The sequence below is a fragment of the Mycolicibacter sinensis genome (assembly GCF_001667945.1).
GTDB classification, from domain to species: domain Bacteria; phylum Actinomycetota; class Actinomycetes; order Mycobacteriales; family Mycobacteriaceae; genus Mycobacterium; species Mycobacterium sinense_B.
This window is the reverse complement of record NZ_LZJK01000052.1, coordinates 1-18,344: the sequence shown is the minus strand read 5'-3', so window position 1 is coordinate 18,344 and position 18,344 is coordinate 1. Positions and strand designations below refer to the sequence as shown.

At 68.5% G+C, this 18,344-nt stretch carries 20 protein-coding genes and 1 pseudogene; 17 read left to right on the top strand and 4 right to left on the bottom strand.

Translation table 11 applies throughout. The features are described from left to right. The coding region (locus A5694_RS06590) for a PLP-dependent transferase (protein ID WP_207515937.1) at positions 1-513 on the top strand (513 nt) is incomplete at its 5' end. A gap of 9 nt (positions 514-522) precedes the next feature. Here A5694_RS06590 and greA read toward each other — a convergent pair. Together greA and A5694_RS06580 are read right to left on the bottom strand one after the other, a co-directional pair. Next, complete coding sequence (greA, locus tag A5694_RS06585; protein ID WP_064921033.1) at positions 523-1,017, bottom strand: transcription elongation factor GreA; 495 nt, start codon at positions 1,015-1,017, stop codon at positions 523-525. Positions 1,018-1,138: 121 nt separating this feature from the next. After that, positions 1,139-1,561 (bottom strand): DUF4307 domain-containing protein, encoded by a 423-nt coding sequence (locus tag A5694_RS06580; protein WP_064921037.1) that lies wholly within the window; start codon positions 1,559-1,561, stop codon positions 1,139-1,141. 108 nt (positions 1,562-1,669) lie between these two features. On the opposite strand from A5694_RS06580, the gene mca reads away from it, so the two are divergent. From mca to A5694_RS06560, 4 genes are read left to right on the top strand one after another with little or no spacing between them, the layout of a single operon-like run. Beyond that, positions 1,670-2,542: a mycothiol conjugate amidase Mca gene (gene mca / locus A5694_RS06575; RefSeq protein ID WP_064921032.1), complete on the top strand. Its 873-nt coding sequence runs from the start codon at positions 1,670-1,672 to the stop codon at positions 2,540-2,542. Continuing rightward, complete coding sequence (locus A5694_RS06570; RefSeq protein WP_064921031.1) at positions 2,539-2,793, top strand: hypothetical protein; 255 nt, start codon at positions 2,539-2,541, stop codon at positions 2,791-2,793. Before mca ends, A5694_RS06570 begins: the two co-directional genes overlap by 4 nt. A gap of 13 nt (positions 2,794-2,806) precedes the next feature. Continuing rightward, positions 2,807-4,828 (top strand): thioredoxin domain-containing protein, encoded by a 2,022-nt coding sequence (locus tag A5694_RS06565; RefSeq protein WP_064921030.1) that lies wholly within the window; start codon positions 2,807-2,809, stop codon positions 4,826-4,828. Then, the gene (locus A5694_RS06560; protein WP_064921029.1) at positions 4,825-5,208 is read left to right on the top strand and encodes a nuclear transport factor 2 family protein; all 384 of its coding nucleotides are present in this window, start codon (positions 4,825-4,827) and stop codon (positions 5,206-5,208) included. Before A5694_RS06565 ends, A5694_RS06560 begins: the two co-directional genes overlap by 4 nt. 7 nt (positions 5,209-5,215) lie before the next feature. On the opposite strand, the gene trhA is transcribed toward A5694_RS06560, so the two are convergent. Beyond that, positions 5,216-5,929, bottom strand: a complete 714-nt coding sequence (gene trhA / locus A5694_RS06555) for a PAQR family membrane homeostasis protein TrhA (protein WP_064921028.1) — start codon at positions 5,927-5,929, stop codon at positions 5,216-5,218. Between the two features lie 73 nt (positions 5,930-6,002). Between trhA and A5694_RS06550 the strand changes: the two genes are divergently transcribed. The 4 genes from A5694_RS06550 (at position 6,003) to A5694_RS06535 (ending at position 9,276) form a co-directional block, all read left to right on the top strand. Continuing rightward, the gene (locus tag A5694_RS06550) at positions 6,003-6,800 is read left to right on the top strand and encodes a (2Z,6E)-farnesyl diphosphate synthase (RefSeq protein ID WP_064921027.1); all 798 of its coding nucleotides are present in this window, start codon (positions 6,003-6,005) and stop codon (positions 6,798-6,800) included. Between the two features lie 7 nt (positions 6,801-6,807). Next, entirely contained in the window at positions 6,808-8,175 is a 1,368-nt protein-coding gene (locus A5694_RS06545) for a hypothetical protein (protein ID WP_109535617.1), read from the top strand. A gap of 109 nt (positions 8,176-8,284) precedes the next feature. Next, the gene (locus tag A5694_RS06540; protein WP_064921026.1) at positions 8,285-8,692 is read left to right on the top strand and encodes a hypothetical protein; all 408 of its coding nucleotides are present in this window, start codon (positions 8,285-8,287) and stop codon (positions 8,690-8,692) included. 53 nt (positions 8,693-8,745) lie between these two features. After that, positions 8,746-9,276, top strand: coding sequence for a DUF732 domain-containing protein (locus A5694_RS06535; RefSeq protein ID WP_064921025.1), 531 nt, complete (start codon positions 8,746-8,748; stop codon positions 9,274-9,276). A gap of 11 nt (positions 9,277-9,287) precedes the next feature. Here the strand turns inward: A5694_RS06535 and coaA are convergent, their stop codons facing one another. Beyond that, the gene (coaA, locus tag A5694_RS06530) at positions 9,288-10,226 is read right to left on the bottom strand and encodes a type I pantothenate kinase (RefSeq protein WP_064921034.1); all 939 of its coding nucleotides are present in this window, start codon (positions 10,224-10,226) and stop codon (positions 9,288-9,290) included. Positions 10,227-10,271: 45 nt separating this feature from the next. Here coaA and A5694_RS06525 point away from each other — a divergent pair, with 45 nt between their 5' ends. The 8 genes and pseudogenes from A5694_RS06525 to A5694_RS06495 all read left to right on the top strand — a co-directional run. Then, complete coding sequence (locus A5694_RS06525) at positions 10,272-11,477, top strand: hypothetical protein (protein WP_064921024.1); 1,206 nt, start codon at positions 10,272-10,274, stop codon at positions 11,475-11,477. Between the two features lie 49 nt (positions 11,478-11,526). Then, positions 11,527-12,801 carry a serine hydroxymethyltransferase gene (gene glyA, locus A5694_RS06520; RefSeq protein WP_064921035.1) on the top strand — a complete coding sequence of 425 codons (1,275 nt, stop codon included), beginning with the start codon at positions 11,527-11,529 and terminating at the stop codon, positions 12,799-12,801. 63 nt (positions 12,802-12,864) lie between these two features. Beyond that, the gene (locus A5694_RS06515) at positions 12,865-13,692 is read left to right on the top strand and encodes an acyl-ACP desaturase (protein ID WP_064921023.1); all 828 of its coding nucleotides are present in this window, start codon (positions 12,865-12,867) and stop codon (positions 13,690-13,692) included. A gap of 194 nt (positions 13,693-13,886) precedes the next feature. Beyond that, complete coding sequence (locus A5694_RS06510) at positions 13,887-15,194, top strand: PhoH family protein (RefSeq protein ID WP_064921022.1); 1,308 nt, start codon at positions 13,887-13,889, stop codon at positions 15,192-15,194. Between the two features lie 56 nt (positions 15,195-15,250). Continuing rightward, positions 15,251-16,060, top strand: a complete 810-nt coding sequence (locus A5694_RS06505; protein ID WP_234786538.1) for a polysaccharide deacetylase family protein — start codon at positions 15,251-15,253, stop codon at positions 16,058-16,060. A 131-nt stretch (positions 16,061-16,191) separates the two neighbouring features. Beyond that, positions 16,192-16,857, top strand: coding sequence for an MBL fold metallo-hydrolase (locus tag A5694_RS24505; protein ID WP_234786535.1), 666 nt, complete (start codon positions 16,192-16,194; stop codon positions 16,855-16,857). Further along, positions 16,854-18,104: an alkyl/aryl-sulfatase gene (locus tag A5694_RS06500; RefSeq protein WP_234786536.1), complete on the top strand. Its 1,251-nt coding sequence runs from the start codon at positions 16,854-16,856 to the stop codon at positions 18,102-18,104. The genes A5694_RS24505 and A5694_RS06500 overlap by 4 nt, the downstream gene beginning before the upstream one ends. A gap of 43 nt (positions 18,105-18,147) precedes the next feature. Continuing rightward, positions 18,148-18,344, top strand: a pseudogene (locus A5694_RS06495) (hypothetical protein); the annotation flags it as partial.

Sequence of the window (18,344 nt, the reverse complement as noted above, 5' to 3'; positions counted from 1 at the left end):
GGCGCGCTGATCACCGACGACGAGGAACTCGACGCCGCCTTCGCGTTCCTGCAGAACGGCGCCGGCGCGGTGCCCGGCCCCTTCGACGCCTACCTGACCCTGCGGGGCCTCAAGACGCTGGTGCTGCGGATGCAGCGGCACAGCGAGAATGCGACCGCGGTGGCGGAGTTCCTCACCGGGCACCCGGCGGTGGAGCGTGTGCTCTACCCGGGCCTGCCCGGCCACCCCGGCCACGACGTGGCCGCACGCCAGATGCGCGGGTTCGGCGGCATGGTCTCGGTGCGGATGCGCGGCGGGCGGGCCGCCGCCGAGAAGCTCTGCGCCGCAACCGAGATCTTCATCCTGGCCGAGTCCCTGGGCGGGGTGGAATCACTGATCGAGCACCCCGGCGCGATGACGCATGCGTCGACGGCCGGCTCGCAACTGGAGGTTCCCGACGACCTGGTGCGCCTGTCGGTGGGCATCGAGGACATCGACGACCTGCTCGATGATCTCAAGCAGGCGCTGGGCTGAGCGCCCGGCTCAGGAGTGGTAGGGCTCCGCGCTGATCAGGGTCACCGTGACGGTCTTGCCGCTGGGCACGGTGTAGCTGCGCTCTTCGCCCTCCTTGGCGCCGAGCAGCGCGTGACCAAGCGGTGAGTTCGGTGAGTACACCTCAAGCTTGTCGTCATTGACGCCCTCCTGGCGGGTGGCGATCAGGAAGGTCTCGGTGTCGGACTTGTCGCCGTCGTAGTAGACCTTGACCACCGATCCGGGCAGCGCCACCCCGGACTGGGTGGGCGCCTCGCCGACCTTGGCGTTGTTGAGCAGCTCCTGCAGCTGGCGGATGCGGGCTTCTTGCTGACCCTGCTCCTCGCGGGCGGCGTGGTAGCCGCCGTTCTCCCGCAGGTCGCCCTCTTCGCGGCGGTCGTTGATCTCCGCAGCGATCACCGGACGGTTCGCGATCAGCTGGTCGAGCTCGGCCTTGAGCCGGTCGTGCGACTCCTGCGTCAACCAGGTCACCTGGGTGTCCGTCATCTCAGTGTGCTCCTCGTGTCGTCGGACCCGGCGATCCAGCCAGCGGGGTCGACGTCGTTCTAATGCAGCAATACACGGTCCCAGCTGGAACCGTGTATCCGTCGAGGGTACCACCGCGAAGTCACGGTGACTTCAGGTAACCGGGCACGTCGGTGCCGCAGCCGTAGATGTCGCCCATCACCGGCGGCTGGGAGGATTTGACGATCGTCGTCACCTGGACGGTCGCCGACTGCGACGGCGGAATCAGCACTTCACGGCGGCCCGCCTCGCTGCCGTCGCCGGCTCGCACCCGCACGATGCACACCGCCGGCTGGGACGGATCGGATCGGGTCACGCTGATCTTTACCGACACCGTCTGGTCGTCGATCACCTCATACCCGTACAGCTCGCCCTTCACGTCGGCGGTGGTCAACCGCTGATAGCCCAGCACGGCGACGCCAGCGGCCGTCGCGACAGCCAGTGCACCCAGCATGATCGCCAGCAGGCGCCGGGGCAGGGCGCGGCCGCGGGTGCTCGGGTAGCGGGCCGGCTCGGAGTCGGTCATCGTCGCGGTGTGTTCCATGGTCGTGAGTCGGGATCGGTTACCGCGCCCGCCGCAGATGGTGGAACGATGGGGGCCGGAAACCAACAGGAACTATAGGGGACTTTGCACATGAGCGGACTGCGGTTGATGGCGGTGCACGCGCACCCCGACGACGAGTCCAGCAAGGGCGCGGCGACGTTGGCCCGCTACGCCGCCGCCGGCCACCGGGTCATGGTGGTGACACTGACCGGCGGTGAACGCGGCGACATCCTCAACCCCGCCATGGATCTGCCCGAGGTCCACGGCCACATCGCCGAGATTCGCCGCGACGAGATGGCCAAGGCCGCCGAGATCCTCGGCGTCGAGCATCACTGGCTGGGTTTCATCGACTCCGGCCTGCCCAAGGGTGACCCGTTGCCGCCGCTGCCCGAGGACTGCTTCGCCCTGGTGCCCCTGGAGGTGTCGACCGAGCGGCTCGTGGAAATCGTTCGGGACTTCCGTCCGCATGTGATGACCACCTACGACGAGAACGGCGGCTACCCGCACCCCGACCACATCCGCTGCCACCAGGTCTCGGTGGCCGCATTCGAGGCTGCCGGGGACTACCGCCGCTACCCGCAGGCCGGCGCCCCCTGGACGGTCTCGAAGCTGTACTACAACCACGGATTCCTGCGTCAGCGGATGCAGTTGCTGCAGGACGAGTTCGCCAAGCACGGCGAGGTCGGTCCGTTCGCGAAGTGGCTGGAGCACTGGCGGCCCGATCACGACGTGTTCGCCGAGCGGGTGACCAGCCGGATCCAGTGCGCCGAGTACTTCAGCCAGCGCGACGATGCCCTGCGCGCGCACGCCACTCAGATCGACCCGAACGGCGATTTCTTCGCGGCTCCGATCGAGTGGCAGCAACGCCTGTGGCCGACCGAGGAGTTCGAGCTGGCCCGGTCTCGGGTGCCGGTGACGCTGCCGGAGACCGACCTGTTCGCCGGGATCGAGGATGAGTCATGAATCATGTTGTGCTCACCGCACTTTGGGTCTTGGCCGACGACGTGCCCCGCGACACCGGGCCGGACTTCGGCAAGGCGAGCCCGGTCGGGCTGCTGGTCATCGTGCTACTGCTGCTCGGCACGTTCTTCCTGGTGTGGTCGATGAACCGGCAGCTGAAGAAGGTGCCGGAATCCTTCGACCGGGAGGATCCGGCCGCCGATCAGGCCGCCGACGAAGGCACGCTGGACCCGGGACCGGACTCGGCGGGTTAGACAGGGTTCGTTCATGGCCAATCGTCTCGCAACGTCCGCCAGCCCGTATCTGCGCCAACACGCCGACAACCCGGTGCACTGGCAGGAGTGGACCCCCGAGGCGTTGGCCGAAGCCGCCGAACGCGACGTACCGATCCTGCTGTCGGTCGGCTACGCAGCCTGCCACTGGTGTCACGTGATGGCGCACGGGTCCTTCGAGGACGCAGACGTCGCCGCGGTGATGAACGAGGGCTTTGTGTGCATCAAAGTCGACCGGGAGGAGCGCCCGGACATCGACGCGATCTACATGAACGCCACCATGGCGCTCACCGGGCGGGGCGGCTGGCCGATGACGTGTTTCCTGACTCCGGACGGCCGGCCGTTCTATTGCGGCACCTACTACCCGAAAGACACGTTCTTGAACCTGCTTTCGGCGATCTCGGAGACCTGGCGCCAGCGCCGTGACGAAGTCGAGGACGCCTCGGACCGCATCGCCGGTGAACTGCGCTCGATGGCTGCCCGGTTGCCCGGAGACGGACCGCCCATCGACGCCATGCTCTGCGACGGCGCCGTGGCGGCGGTGCTGCGTGACGAGGACACCGCCCACGGAGGTTTCGGCGGCGCACCGAAGTTCCCGCCGTCGGCGATGATGGAAACCCTGCTGCGCCACTACGAACGGACCGCGGGCCGCCCGGCGCTGGAGGCGGTGGCGCGCGTCGGCGCGGCGATGGCGCGCGGTGGGATCTACGACCAGCTCGCCGGCGGCTTTGCCCGCTACAGCGTCGACAACGCTTGGGTGGTCCCGCATTTCGAGAAGATGCTGTACGACAATGCGTTGCTGTTGCGGGCCTATGCGCACTGGGCGCGGCGCACCGGCGACCCGCTGGCCCGCAGGGTCGCCGAGCAGACCGCCCGGTTTTTGCTCGAGGAACTTTCCGCGGGCGCCATGTTCGTCTCGTCGCTGGATGCCGACGCTGACGGCCGAGAGGGCTCGACGTATGTCTGGACGCGCCAGCAGCTGACCGAGGTGCTCGGCGATGACGACGGACGTTGGGCGGCAGACGTTTTCGGGGTGACGGCGAGCGGCACATTTGAATCCGGCACGTCGGTGCTGCAACTTCCGGTCGATCCCGACGATCCGGGGCGGCTGGAGCGGGTGCGGCAGCGGTTGCTGGTCGCCCGGCGGTCCCGCGCCCAACCCGCACGTGATGACAAGGTGGTCACCGCCTGGAACGGTATGGCGATCACAGCTCTGACCGAAGCCGCTGTGGCACTGGGTGATTCGGGTCTGATCTCCGCGGCTCAAGACTGCGCGGCAGCGTTGCTCGACGTGCACCTGGTGGACGGGCGGCTGCGGCGAGCCAGTCTGGGCGGCCGGGCCGGGGACAGCGCAGGCATCCTGGAGGACTACGGCGCGCTGGCCACCGGACTGCTCAGCATCTATCAGCTGGACGGCGACCCGAGGTGGCGGGATACCGCCGCGGGTCTGCTGGACACCGCGCTGGCCCACTTCACCGACCCGGCGCAGCCCGGGCGCTGGTTCGACAGCGCCGACGACGCCGAAGTGCTGGTGCTGCGTCCCGGCGACCCGCTGGACGGGGCCACCCCGTCGGGGGCGGCGCTGATCACCGAGGCGCTGCTGACCGCGGCGCACCTGGTCGAGGCCGACCGCAGCGAGCGTTATCGGCAGGCCGCCGCCGACGCGCTGGCGGCGCACAGTGCGCTGCTGGCCCGCGCGCCGCGCTCGGTCGGGCATTGGCTGGCCGTCGCCGAGGCCTACATCCGTGGCCCGCTGCAGATCGCCGTGGCCTGCCAGAGCACCGACTCGGCGCTGCTGGCCGAGGCGCGCCGCCTGGCGCCCGGCGGCACGATCGTGGTCGGCGGTGCGCCCGGCTCGTCGGAGCTTCTGATCGGGCGAGACCGGGTCGACGGCGCCGATGCCGCCTACGTCTGCCGCGGCCCGGTCTGTGACCTGCCGGTGGGCAGCGCCGCGGAGCTGGCCGTGGCCCTCGAGGTGCCCGGCGGGCCAGCGCCGGGTGTAACGTGCGGCACATGACGAGCGCACCCGACAAGGCACAGGCCATCACCGAGACCGTCCACCGCTACATCGAGTTGGTCGGCAGCGGTGACGCTGACGATCTGGTCGGGCTGTACGCGGCCGACGCCACCCTGGAGGACCCGGTCGGTGGCGAGGTGCACATCGGGCATCAGGCCATCCGCAACTTCTACTCGGCCATCACCGGCCTGGACCGCAAGTCCGAGCTGGTCACGCTGCGCGTGGCCGGCAACGAGGCGGCGTTCCACTTCGCGCTGACCATTACCAACGGCGATCACCGGATGCGCATCGAGCCGATCGACGTGATGGTGTTCGACGGTGACGGCAAGATCGCCGGGATGAAGGCCTACTGGTCGGCGGAGAACATCACCCAGCTGTAAGCCGCGCTCACGACAGCGCGGCGAACCAGATCGCGATGTACTGGCAGATCGCCGCCACCGCGGTGCAGGCGTGGAAGAACTCGTGGTAACCGAAGGTCTGCGGCCACGGGTCCGGCCACTTCAGGGCGTACATGATCGCCCCGATGCTGTAGAGCATGCCGCCGACGGTCAGCAGCACCATCGCCGCCACCCCGGCGTTGTGCATGATCGTCGCGATGAAAAACGCTGACACCCAGCCCAGCAGCAGATACAGCGGTACACCGACCCACTTCGGGGCGGTCGGCCAGCACAGCTTCAGCACCACCCCGGCCAGCGCGCCGCCCCACACGATGGTCATCACCAGCCGCTCCTGGGCGTCGTGGTCCATCGCCAGCAGCGCGAACGGGGTGTAGGTGCCGGCGATGAAGATGAAGATCATCGCGTGGTCGAGCCGCTTCATCCTGACCCGGGTGGCGACCGATTTCCAGGTCACCCGGTGATAGGTGGCGCTGACGGCGAACATGCCGACCACCGAGATGGTGTAGGCCAACGTCGCCAGACCTGCCTCGGCGCCGGCCAGCGGCCAGGTCACCCCGATCAGGGTGGCCCCGGCGATGACCGCCACGATGGCCGCCACCAGGTGAATCCATCCGCGTGCTCGCGGCTTGGTGTGTGCCGCAAGGACGTCTGTGGGCAGCTCACTCGGGTTCGGTTCGGCGATGGTGTCGGCGTGCGTGCTCATGAACCTTTCCTCCAGGGGATTCGGCGGATGCGATTCGCGGCAACTTCTGCCGATCACAGTAGTCTGGGTTTTTGTGGCGATCATCCCGGCGCGCCTGAAAGAGCCGCTGTACCGGCTCTATGAAATGCGCCTCCGGCAGGGGCTCGCGGCCTCCCGGCCGGCGTTGCCGCGGCATATCGCCGTGCTCTGCGACGGCAACCGGCGCTGGGCGCGCGATGCCGGCTACGACGACGTCAGCTACGGCTACCGGATGGGTGCGGCCAAGATCGCCGAGATGCTGCGCTGGTGTGCCGACGCCGGCATCGAGATGGCCACCGTCTACCTGCTGTCCACCGAGAACCTGCAGCGCGACCCCGCAGAGCTCGCCGCGCTGATCGAGATCATCACCGACGTGGTGGAGGAGATCTGTGCGCCCGCCAACCGGTGGAGCGTGCGCACCGTCGGGGACCTGGAGCTGTTGGGCGAGGAGCCGGCCCGCCGGCTACGGGAGGCCGTGGACTCCACGAACAAGGACGGTGGCTACTCCACCCTCCATGTCAACGTCGCCGTCGGCTACGGCGGGCGCCAGGAGATCGTCGACGCCGTGCGCGGCCTGCTCAGCAAGGAATTGGCCAACGGTGCCACCGCCGAGGAGCTCGTCGAGGCGGTCACCGCCGACGGCATCTCGGAGAATCTCTACACCTCGGGCCAGCCGGACCCGGACCTGGTGATCCGCACCTCCGGGGAACAGCGGCTGTCGGGATTCCTGCTGTGGCAGAGCGCCTACTCGGAGATGTGGTTCACCGAGGCGCATTGGCCGGCTTTCCGTCGGGTCGACTTCCTGCGGGCGCTGCGCGACTACACCGTGCGGCACCGGCGATTCGGGAGGTAGCGCGGCCGTGGTGGTGCTCTCGGCGCTGGTTTTCACCCTGAGCTGGTGGCTCGGGATGTACCTGCTGGCCCGCGACCCGCGCAAGCCGGTACTGGTGCTGGCTGCCGCCGGGCTGTGCGGTTTCGCGGCGGTGGTCGCCGCCGACGCCGTGCGCGCGGTGTGGCAGCCGGTGCTGCTCGGCCGGCTGGAGATCTATCTGGCCGTGGTGCCGGGGGTGGCCTGGTTCGCGGTGCTGCTGGAGCTGAGCCGGCCGTGCGACCGCTGGTCTCACCGCCGTCGCGACACCCTGCTCATCGGTGGGGTCGCCGCCGCGGCCCTGGCCGGGGCGGCGTGGGCCGGCACCGTCGACGGCCCGTTGCGCCCCGGGCACTGGCTGCTGTTCGCCGTGGTTTCGGTGTCCACGCTGGGGGCGATGGTCAAGGCCCTCATCCGGCCCGCCCAGCCCGGCTCGGTGCTCGGCGTGGTGATCGTTGCGACGTTGTTCTTCGCCCTGGCCAACGCGATCCTGATCATTCCGCTCGGCGTGGTGCCCAGCGGGATCGCGCTGGCCGGCACCGGCTTCGACGTGCTGCTGCTGGGGCTGGCGGTCGCGCTGTGGGATGCCTTCGACGAAGGCCAGGCCCTGCGGCTGGACATGCTGCGCTCATTTCTGGCCGCGGTCGCGATGGCGGCGCTGCTCGGTGGGCAGGTGCTGATCGGGTTGGCGATGACCCGAGGCGAACCCGCCGCGCAGACCGCGCTGACGGTGCTGCTGTTCACCACGATCGCGGTCGGCATCGAAGTCCAGGTGTTCGTCGACCGGCTGGCCGGGTTCTGGGACCGGCTGGCGTTCTGGCGGTCCCCGGCATTGCGCGCCGACCGCGCCGCCTTGCGCGACACCGAGGCCGCGCTGGCGCTGCGCTCGACCGGCCCGCTCGACGACGTCGACGAGGAGACCTTTGTCCGGCTGACCCGGCGGGCGTTGGCCCACTACGGGGACCTGTCGAAGCTCGTCGCCAGCCCACTGACCGCGCTGCCGGCCATCGACGAGCGGTTGGCCGCCCGCGGTGTCCCGGACGCGCCGCTGGAACGCGCCAACGAGCTCAAGGCGCTGCTGGCCGACCGCATCGCGGCGCTCAAACCGCGCGACTGCGGCGAGTTCGGCACCACCGAACAGTGGCGCCACTACAACGCCCTGTATTTCCCGTATGTGGTCGGGGTGCGCGCCTATGCGCAGAACGCCACCGCGGCCGGGTTGGATCCGACCGCCCGCCAAGCCTGGCAGTGGTTGGTCACCGAGGTGCCGCAGCGCTCGCTGCACAACTGGCAGAACGCTGCCGCCCGGGTGATCGCCGCCGACTTGCGCGGCCGGGTCACGGTGTCGTCGGGCCGCTGACCTGCGGTTGGCAGTGCTTGGCAGTGTCGCGGGTCGATGTGGCAGTGGCCGGCGAGCAACGTCGGGGGTGTACCTAGCCGTCCTCGTCGACCCCCGAAGGGAGTTCCCCATGACCGCCATCACCACCCGGGTCTTGTCCGACTCGACCGACTCTCTGCTGCGCTTTGCCCTGCGAGCCGACGCCGCCGTGACCGGAGTCATCGGCCTGGCGGGTCTGTTCGCCGCCCGCCCGATGGCGGCGCTGACCGGGCTGACCCCGGCCCACGAATACGCGCTGGCCGCCTTCTGTGTGCTCTACGGCGCGGTGGTCTACGTCCTGGCCGCGCTGCCGGAGGTGCGCCGGGCCGGTATCGGCGTGATCGCCGCCAACCTGGCGTGCACGGTGGCCGCCGTCGCGGTGCTCGAGGCTGGCGTGCTGCCGTTGACCGGGGTCGGCGTCGCAGCAATGCTGGCCAGCGCCGCCTACACCGCGTCCTTCGCCGTCGCGCAGTACCGCGGGCTGCGCCGCCTGCGCTGACTTGGGGCCCGGGAGCGTGTCGCCCCGGCCGTCACCGTCTACAGTTCTCTCCCATGATGTGGCGGCTGGCGGCGATGACGCTGATTCCCGGAACGCTGATTTTCGCCGCCGCGCCGGCACAGGCCGACGAGAAGGGCTACCTCGGTTACCTGGAGTCGCACGGCTTCAAGTACCAGAACAGTCCGGGGCTCAGCACGCCGTCCGGCGCGGTGACGTTCGGCGAGATCATCTGCCAGAACTTGCGCCGCGGCCGTCCCGCCCGGGACCGGTTCGACAAGAAGATCGCTGACGGCATTCCCAAAGTCGTGGTCGACGCCGCGCAGAACGAGATGTGCCCGGAGACCTTGGCCGCTGCCGCGACCCCGACGCCGGTGACGCCGCCGCCGGGTGCCCCCGAACCGCCGCCGCCCGGCTTCCCGCCGCCGCCCGGCTTCCCGCCGCCGCCTGAGTTCCCGCCGCCGCCCGGCTTCCCGCCGCCGCCTGAGTTCCCGCCGCCACCGCCGGCTCCCGAGCCACCGCCGCCCGCGCCGGCACCGGAACCGCCGGGACCCCAGCCGCAGCCGGGGACCGCAACGCAGCCCTAGATCGCCGCGAGTTAGAGCTTGCGCAGCCGCAGCCGGTTGATGGAGTGGTCGGCGTCCTTGCGCAGCACCAGGGTGGCCCGCGGCCGGGTGGGCAGGATGTTCTCGACCAGATTCGGCCGGTTGATGGAGCGCCAGATGTCGCGCGCAGCCGTCACCGCCTGCTGATCGTTGAGCGCTGCGTAGTGGTGGAAGTGCGACTCCGGATTGGCGAACGAGGTGGAGCGCATCGCCAGGAACCGCGAGATGTACCAATGCTCGATGTCTTCCACCCGGGCGTCGACGTAGAGCGAAAAGTCGAACAGGTCCGAGACCATCAGCGTGGGCCCGGTCTGCAGCACGTTGAGGCCCTCGAGGATCAAGATGTCGGGGTGGCGGACTACTTGTTTGGCGCCGGGGACGATGTCGTAGCTCAGGTGGGAGTACACCGGTGCGCACGCGTAGTCGGCGCCCGATTTCACCGAGGTGACAAAGCGCATCAGCGCGCGCCTGTTGTAGCTCTCCGGAAACCCTTTGCGGTGCATCAGGTTCCGGCGTTCCAGCTCCTGGTTGGGATAGAGGAACCCGTCGGTGGTGACCAGATCCACCCGCGGGTGGTGGTCCCAGCGGGCCAGCAGCGCCTGCAGCACGCGGGCCGTCGTCGACTTGCCGACGGCCACACTGCCGGCCACGCCGATGATGAACGGCACCGGCCGGTCCGGGTTCTTATCGTTCTCGCCGAGGAACTCCGCGGTGGCGGCGAAGAGCCGCTGACGGGCGGCGACCTGCAGATGCAGAAGACGTGCCAGCGGCAGATAGACCTCTTCGACCTCGAGCAGGTCGACCTGCTCGCCGAGGCCGCGCAAGGCCACGACCTCTTCTTCGGTCAACGGAAGCGGCGTCGACATGCGCAGCGTCCGCCATTGACGTCGGTCGAACTCCACATAGGGACTCGGCTCGCTAAGCCGCCGCATGACCATACAGTCTTGCAGCAGGCTCGCCGGTTAGCCTGATCGGGTATGGAGCCCGCCGAATTGATCCGCGAATACCTGCTGCTCGGTCTGCGCTTCGACCGGATCGAGCGGGGCTATGTCGACGCCTTCACCGGTGATCCGGCGCTGCAACGACTGGTCGAGGACGAGCCGATGCCCGACCCGGCGCTGCTGGCCCGGCAGGCCGAGAAGCTGCTCGCGGCGCTCCCGGCCGGCCTGGAGGCGGCGCGCGCCGACTACCTGCGGGTGCACCTGCGGGCGCTGGCGTGCGTGGGCCGCAAATTCGCCGGGGAACAGGTCGGTTTCATCGACGAGGTGCGTGACTACTTCGACGTCGAGATCACCAAGGGTGACCCCGACCGCTACCGGCAGGCGCATGCCCGACTCAGTGAGCTGTTGGGTGGCGCCGGCCCGCTGGCCGACCGGATGTCGGCGCACCGCCGGGCCGAGGAGATTCCGCCGGGGCGGCTCGAGGCGGCCATTCACGCGTTCTCCTCGGCGCTGCGCGACCGGGTGCGCGCGCAGTTCCCGCTGCCGGAGACCGAGACCATCACCTACGAGGTCGTCACGGACAAGCCGTGGTCAGGGTTCAACTACTACCGCGGTGACTACCGCTCCACGGTGGCGGTCAACGCCGACCTCAAACAGCTGATGTCGAATCTGCCGAGGCTGGTGGCCCACGAGTCCTACCCGGGCCACCACACCGAGCACTGCCGCAAGGAGGCCGGGCTGGTCGCCCGGCTGGGCCAGGCCGAGCAGACCATTTTCCTGGTCAACACCCCGCAGTGCCTGATGGCCGAGGGCCTGGCCGACCTGGCGCTGTACGCCGCGGTGGGGCCTGGCTGGGGCGGCTGGGCCGCGGAGATCTACGCCGACCTGGGGCTGCGGTTCGACGGCGAACGAGCCGAGGCGATCTCGGAGGCCGCGGCGGCGCTGGCCGACGTGCGCCAAGATGCAGCGCTGATGCTGCACGACGAGCACCGCGACACCGACGAGGTCACCGATTACCTGCGCCGGTGGTTGCTGGTTCCGGAGGACCGGGCCCGCCAGACGCTGCGGTTCCTGTCCTCGCCGCTGTGGCGGGCCTACACCTCGACCTACGTGGAGGGCTACCGGCTGCTGCGTTCCTGGCTGGACGCCCGGCCGGCCGGCGTGAGTCTCACCGAGCGGTTCGGTCGGCTGCTCGACGAGCCGCTGATCCCGTCATCGCTGCGGGCCGAGCTGGCTCTATAGACTGGCCGGCGTGACTGCGATGCCCGAATCCCGCCCCGCCTCCGCTGTGTTGTCGGCCCCGTTGCGCGAGCTCGACCCCGATATCGCCGAGCTGCTCGGTAAGGAGCTGGGACGCCAGCGCGACACCCTGGAGATGATCGCGTCGGAGAACTTCGTGCCGCGCGCGGTGCTGCAGGCCCACGGCAGTGTGCTGACCAACAAGTACGCCGAGGGCCTGCCCGGCCGGCGCTACTACGGCGGCTGTGAGCATGTCGACGTCGTGGAGAACATCGCCCGCGACCGCGCCAAGGAACTGTTCGGCGCCGAATTCGCCAATGTGCAGCCGCACTCCGGCGCCCAGGCCAACGCCGCCGTACTGCAGGCGCTGATGGAGCCCGGCGACCGGCTGCTCGGCCTGGACCTGGCCAACGGGGGGCACCTGACCCACGGGATGCGGCTGAACTTCTCCGGCAAGCTCTACGAGAACGCCTTCTACGGCGTCGACCCGGTCACCCACCGCATCGATATGGACGTGGTTCGCGCTCAGGCGCTCGAGTTCAAGCCGAAGGTGATCATCGCCGGCTGGTCGGCGTACCCGCGCATCCTTGACTTTGAAGCCTTTGCGTCCATCGCCGACGAGGTGGACGCGACGCTGTGGGTGGACATGGCGCACTTCGCCGGGCTGGTGGCCGCCGGCCTGCACCCGTCGCCGGTGCCACACGCGCAGGTGGTGTCCACCACCGTCCACAAGACCCTCGGCGGCCCGCGGTCCGGGCTGATCGTCGGCAAGAAGGAGTTCGCCAAGCAGATCAACTCGGCGGTCTTCCCGGGCCAGCAGGGTGGGCCGCTGATGCACGTGATCGCCGCCAAGGCCGTCGCGCTGAAGATCGCCGGCACGCCGGAGTTCGCCGAGCGTCAGCAGCGGGTGCTCTCCGGCGCCAAGATCATCGCCGAGCGCCTGCTGGCCGCTGACGTCGCCAAGGCCGGTGTGTCGGTGGTCAGCGGCGGCACCGACGTGCACCTGGTGCTGGTGGACCTGCGGGACTCGCCGCTGGACGGGCAGATGGCCGAGGATCTGCTGCACGAGGTCGGCATCACCGTCAACCGCAACGCCGTCCCCAACGACCCGCGGCCGCCGATGGTCACCTCCGGGCTTCGGGTCGGCACTCCGGCGTTGGCCGCTCGTGGCTTCGGCGACGCCGAGTTCACCGAGGTCGCCGACGTCATCGCCACCGGCTGGTCGGCCGGCTCGTCGGCCGACGTGCCGGCGCTGCGGGCCCGGGTCGCCAAGCTGGCGCAGGACTTCCCGCTCTATGACGGCCTGGAGGACTGGAAGCTCGCCTGACCGGGCGAACACGCCGTACCCCGAGTTGACAGGATAGTGTGAATTCGGGTTACAGTTACTTTCATGGCTGAACGTCCCGTTGCTAACGCACTGATCCGCGAGCTCGAACCGGTGGTTGCCGCGAACATGGTCCGGCACATCGACACCGTGGACCCGTGGTACGCGCACGACTACGTGCCGTTCGAGCAGGGCCAGAACTTCGCCTTCCTCGGCGGCAAGGACTGGGACCCGTCGCAGGTCACGCTGCCCAAGGTGATCACCGACGCCTGCGAGATCCTGCTCATCGAGAAGGACAGCCTGGCCGGCTACCACCGTGAGTTCGTCGAGCACTTCATCCTCGAGGACAAGTGGGGGCGCTGGATCGGCCGATGGACCGCCGAGGAGCACCTGCACGCCATCGCGTTGCGGGAATACCTGGTGGTGACCCGGGAGATCGACCCGGACGCCAATGAGCGGGTCCGCATGGAGCACGTGCAGAAGGGCTACCGCGCCGACCGCTACAGCCAGGTCGAGACGCTGGTGTTCATGGCCTTCTACGAACGCGCGTGCGCCGAGTTCTGCCGTAACCTGGCCGACCGCACCGACGAGCCGGTGCTCAAGGGCCTGATCGGCCGGATCGCCGGCGACGAGGAACGCCACGAGGAGTTCTTCGCCAACCTGGTCGGCCACTGCCTGGACTACACCCACGACGAGACGGTGGCCGCCATCGCCGCCCGGGCCGCCGAGCTGAAGGTCGTCGGCGCTGACATCGACGCCTACGCCGACCGGCAGGCCGGAATCGCCGAAGCCGGCATCTTCGGTCCCGACCAGTTGCGCCGGGTGATCTCGGATCGGATCAGCGCCTGGGGCCTGGCCGCGCACCCCGATCTCAAGCGGTTCGTCATCGGCTGATGAGCTCCGGCGCGCCTGCCCGGCAGGCTCGCGCCGACGGGGGTACCGTCGCAAGCGATGGCTAGCCACACGCTCTGCTGTCTAGGCGGCACCTCCGGTCATGACCACGACAGGACCGGCTCCGGTTCTGGTGCCACCGCCCCGTCGAATTGCTCGCGCGGGGCCGCGCGGGCCCGCACCCGCTGGAGCGCTTAGTGCCTGATATCCGGACGTATGTGCTCGACACCTCCGTGCTGCTATCGGACCCGTGGGCTTGTACCCGGTTCGCCGAGCATGAGGTCGTCGTCCCGCTAGTGGTGATCAGCGAGCTGGAGGCCAAACGCCACCATCACGAGCTCGGCTGGTTCGCCCGCCAGGCGCTGCGCCTCTTCGACGACATGCGGTTGGAGCATGGCCGTCTTGATCAGCCGATTCCCGTTGGGACACAGGGCGGCACGCTGCATGTCGAGCTCAACCACAGCGACCCCGCGGTGCTGCCGACCGGTTTTCGCACGGACAGCAACGACTCCCGGATCCTGACCTGTGCCGCCAACCTGGCGGCGGAGGGACGGCGAGTCACGTTGGTGAGCAAGGACATTCCCTTGCGGGTCAAGGCCGCCGCAGTTGGCCTGGCCGCTGACGAATACCACGCCCAGGACGTCATCGTCTCCGGCTGGACCGGGATGGACGAGGTCGAGGCGTCCGTCGACGACATCGACGTGCTGTTCGACGAGGGCGAGATCGACTTGGCTGCGGCGCGGGATCTCCCGTGCCACACCGGGATACGCCTCCTCGGTGGGAGCTCGCACGCGTTGGGCCGGGTCAATGCGGCCAAGCGGGTGCAGCTGGTCCGGGGTGACCGGGAGGCCTTCGGGCTGCGCGGTCGCTCCGCCGAGCAGCGGGTGGCGCTGGATCTGCTGCTCGACGACTCGGTGGGCATCGTCTCACTCGGCGGGAAGGCCGGCACCGGCAAGTCCGCCTTGGCGCTCTGCGCCGGCCTGGAGGCGGTCTTGGAGCGGCGGACCCAGCGCAAGGTGGTGGTGTTCCGGCCGCTCTACGCCGTCGGCGGCCAGGAACTCGGTTACCTGCCAGGTAGCGAGAACGAGAAGATGGGGCCGTGGGCCCAAGCGGTGTTCGACACCCTGGAAGGCCTGGCCAGCCCGGCGGTGCTCGAAGAGGTGCTCTCGCGGGGCATGCTCGAAGTGCTGCCGCTGACCCACATCCGGGGCCGGTCGCTCCACGACTCCTTCGTGATCGTCGACGAGGCCCAGTCGCTGGAGCGCAACGTACTGCTGACCGTGCTGTCGCGGCTGGGCACCGGGTCGCGGGTGGTGCTCACCCACGACGTCGCCCAACGCGACAACCTTCGGGTCGGCCGGCACGACGGCATCGCGGCGGTCATCGAGAAGCTCAAGGGCCACCCGTTGTTCGCCCACATCACGTTGCTGCGCAGTGAGCGTTCGCCGATCGCCGCGCTGGTCACCGAGATGCTCGAGGAGATCAGCGGCCCCGATCTGCGCTGAGCCCCCGGTAGGCTGCCCGCGTGCAGTGTCTGCGAATACTTGCCGGTCTGATCCCCATCGCGGTGGTGGGCGCCTGTGCCGCCCCGGCACACCACGCGGCCGCTGGCCCGGTGGACTGCGCTGTGGTCAAGTGCGTGGCGCTGACCTTCGACGACGGGCCGTCGCCCTACACCGACCGGTTGCTGCGGGTCCTGCGTGACGCCGACGCGCGCGCCACGTTCTTCCTGATCGGCAACAAGGTGGCTGCCGACCCGGCGGGCGCCAAGCGGATTGCCGAGGCTGGGATGGAGATCGGCAGCCACACCTGGGAACACCCCAACATGACCACGATCCCGGCAGCGGAGGTGCCTGCGCAGTTCAGCCGGGCCAATGACGCGATCGCCTCGGCGACCGGGGCCACGCCGACGCTGTGGCGCCCGCCGGGTGGGCTGACCGACGACGCGGTGAATGAGCAGGCCGCCAAAGTCGGGCAGGCCGCGATCCTGTGGGATGTCATCCCGTTCGACTGGATCAACGACGCCGACACCGCCGCCACCCGCTACATGCTGATGACCCAGATCAAACCCGGGTCGGTGGTGCTGTTCCACGACACCTACTCGTCGACCGTCGATCTGGTGTACCAGTTCCTGCCGGTGCTGAAAGCCAATGGCTACCACATGGTTACGGTCAGCGAGCTGCTGGGGCCGCGTGCGCCGGGCAGCGTGTACGGGAGCCGGGACAACGGCCCTCCGGTAAACGATCTGCACGACATTCCGGCGGGCGACATCCCGGCGCTGCCCGCCACGCCGTCGCCGCCGCCGATGCCCAACTTCCCGATCACCGATATCCCCGGGGCGAATTCGGGGGGTCCGAACAACGGGGCGTGACAGAATCGGCACGCATGACAGACTTCACCAGACGTGCGATTCTCGGTCGTTTTGCTGCTGTTGGTGTCAGTGCCACAGCGGCATCGGCTCTGGCATCGGCGTGCGAAGGGAAGCCCGCAGAGGGCGGCTCCGTGCAGACCGACAACAAGGTCAAGCCGGCCACCGACGCCACCAAGGCCGCCAACAACAAGGTGCTCGACGCGCTACCGTTCAACGATCGCAGCGACTTCGAGGACGCCCAACACAACCTCATCGCCAAACCCGAGACCCTGACCATCAAAGACGCCGACGGCAAGGTCGTCTGGGATCTGGAGAGCTACAAGACGTTCATCGGTGACGCCTTGCCGGCACCTGACACCGTCAACCCGAGCCTGTGGCGCAACGCGCAGCTGTGCATGAACTATGGCCTATTCAAGGTCGTCGACCGCATCTACCAGGTGCGCGGCTACGACCTGTCGAACATCACCTTCGTTCAGGGCGACACCGGGTGGATCGTGTTCGATACCCTGATCTCGCCCGAGACCGCTAGGGCCGCGCTGGATTTGGTGAACCAGCATCTGGGGGAGAAGCCGATCGTCGCCGTCGTGCACAGCCACTCCCACACCGATCACTACGGCGGGGTACGCGGCATCATCGCGCAACAGGACGTCGACTCCGGCAAGGTCAAGGTGATCGCGCCGGTGAACTTCGTGGAGGACGTCGTCGACGAGAACGTGCTCGCCGGCAACGCGATGTCCCGCCGTGCGGTCTACATGTACGGCTCGCGCTGCTGCCGCGCGATCCGCAGGGCAGCGTGAACGCCGGTCTGGGGCAGACGGTTTCGACCGGTAAACCGACCTTGGTCATACCGACCGACATCATCGGCACAACCGGGACGAAGCTGACCGTCGACGGTGTCGAGATGGTGTTCCAGATGACGCCCGGCACTGAGGCGCCGACCGAGATGAACGCGTTCTTCCCACAGTTCAAGGCAATGTGGATGGCGGAGAACACCACCAACACCATGCACAACCTGCTCACGCTGCGCGGCGCACAGGTGCGCAACCCGCTCACCTGGGCGGCGTTCATCGACGAAACCATCCGGCTCTACGGCCCCCAGATCGAGGTGAAATTCCAAAGCCACCACTGGCCGATGTGGGGCAACGCCAAGATCATCGACTACTTCAAGCGCCAGCGCGACCTGTACAAGTACACCCACGATCAGTCGGTGCGATTGATGAACCAGGGCTACATCGGCTCCGAGATCGCCGAAGAGATCACGCTGCCGCCCGAGCTGAACGACTTCTGGCCGGACCGTGGCTATTACGGCACCCTGCGACACAATTCCCGGGCCGTCTACCAGCGCTACATGGGCTGGTACGACGGCAATCCATCGGATCTCGACGACCTCCCGCCGGCCGACGCCGCCACGAAATACATCGAGTACATGGGTGGGGAACCTGCCGTGCTGCGGAAGGCCAAGGGCGACTTCGACGCCGGCAACTACCGCTGGGCCGCGATGGTGCTCAAGCACGTTGTCTTCGCCAATCCGGACAGCGTCGACGGCAAGAACCTGCTGGCCGACTGCTACGAGCAGCTGGGCTATCAGGCCGAGTCGGGTCCGTGGCGTTCGGAGTACCTGCAAGGGGCATACGAATTGCGCAACGGGGTGCCGAATGTCGCCGCTACCGACACCGCCAGCCCCGACACCATCCGAGCCATGCCCCCGGAGAAGCTCTTCGACTACCTCGCGGTGCGGCTCAACGACCCGAAAGCCGCGGGCAAGAAGATCACCCTGAACATGAAATTCACCGATCTGAAGTCCGAATACGGCCTGACCGTGGAGAACGCGGTGCTGAACTACGCGCCCGAGCCGGTTCCCGGTGCCGACGCGAGCCTGACCCTCACGAAGGCGACGCTGGATGACATCGAGCTCAAGAACATCACATTGGATGACGCCATCTCGTCGAAGCGGATCACGATCGACGGCAACCGGGGCGCCTTCGATGAGTTCATGGGGCTGCTCGACACCTTCCCCTTCTGGTTCAACATCGTCACCCCTTGATCGGGGGCGGCGAGGTGTCGTAGGTCCGCGTATAATCGAACACATGTTCGAATCGTTGGTGGCGCGGATGCCGGCACCGGGGTCGGTGGCGGAGTTCAATGCGTGGTTTGTGCAGCGTCACCCGCCCACCACGCCGGAGTCGGCGGCATTGGTGGACCGGATCGCTGCCTCGGCGCGGGCGGAGAATCGGGCCGCGGCGGCACACCTGGTGGCGATCGGGGAGTTGTTCGCGCTGCGGTT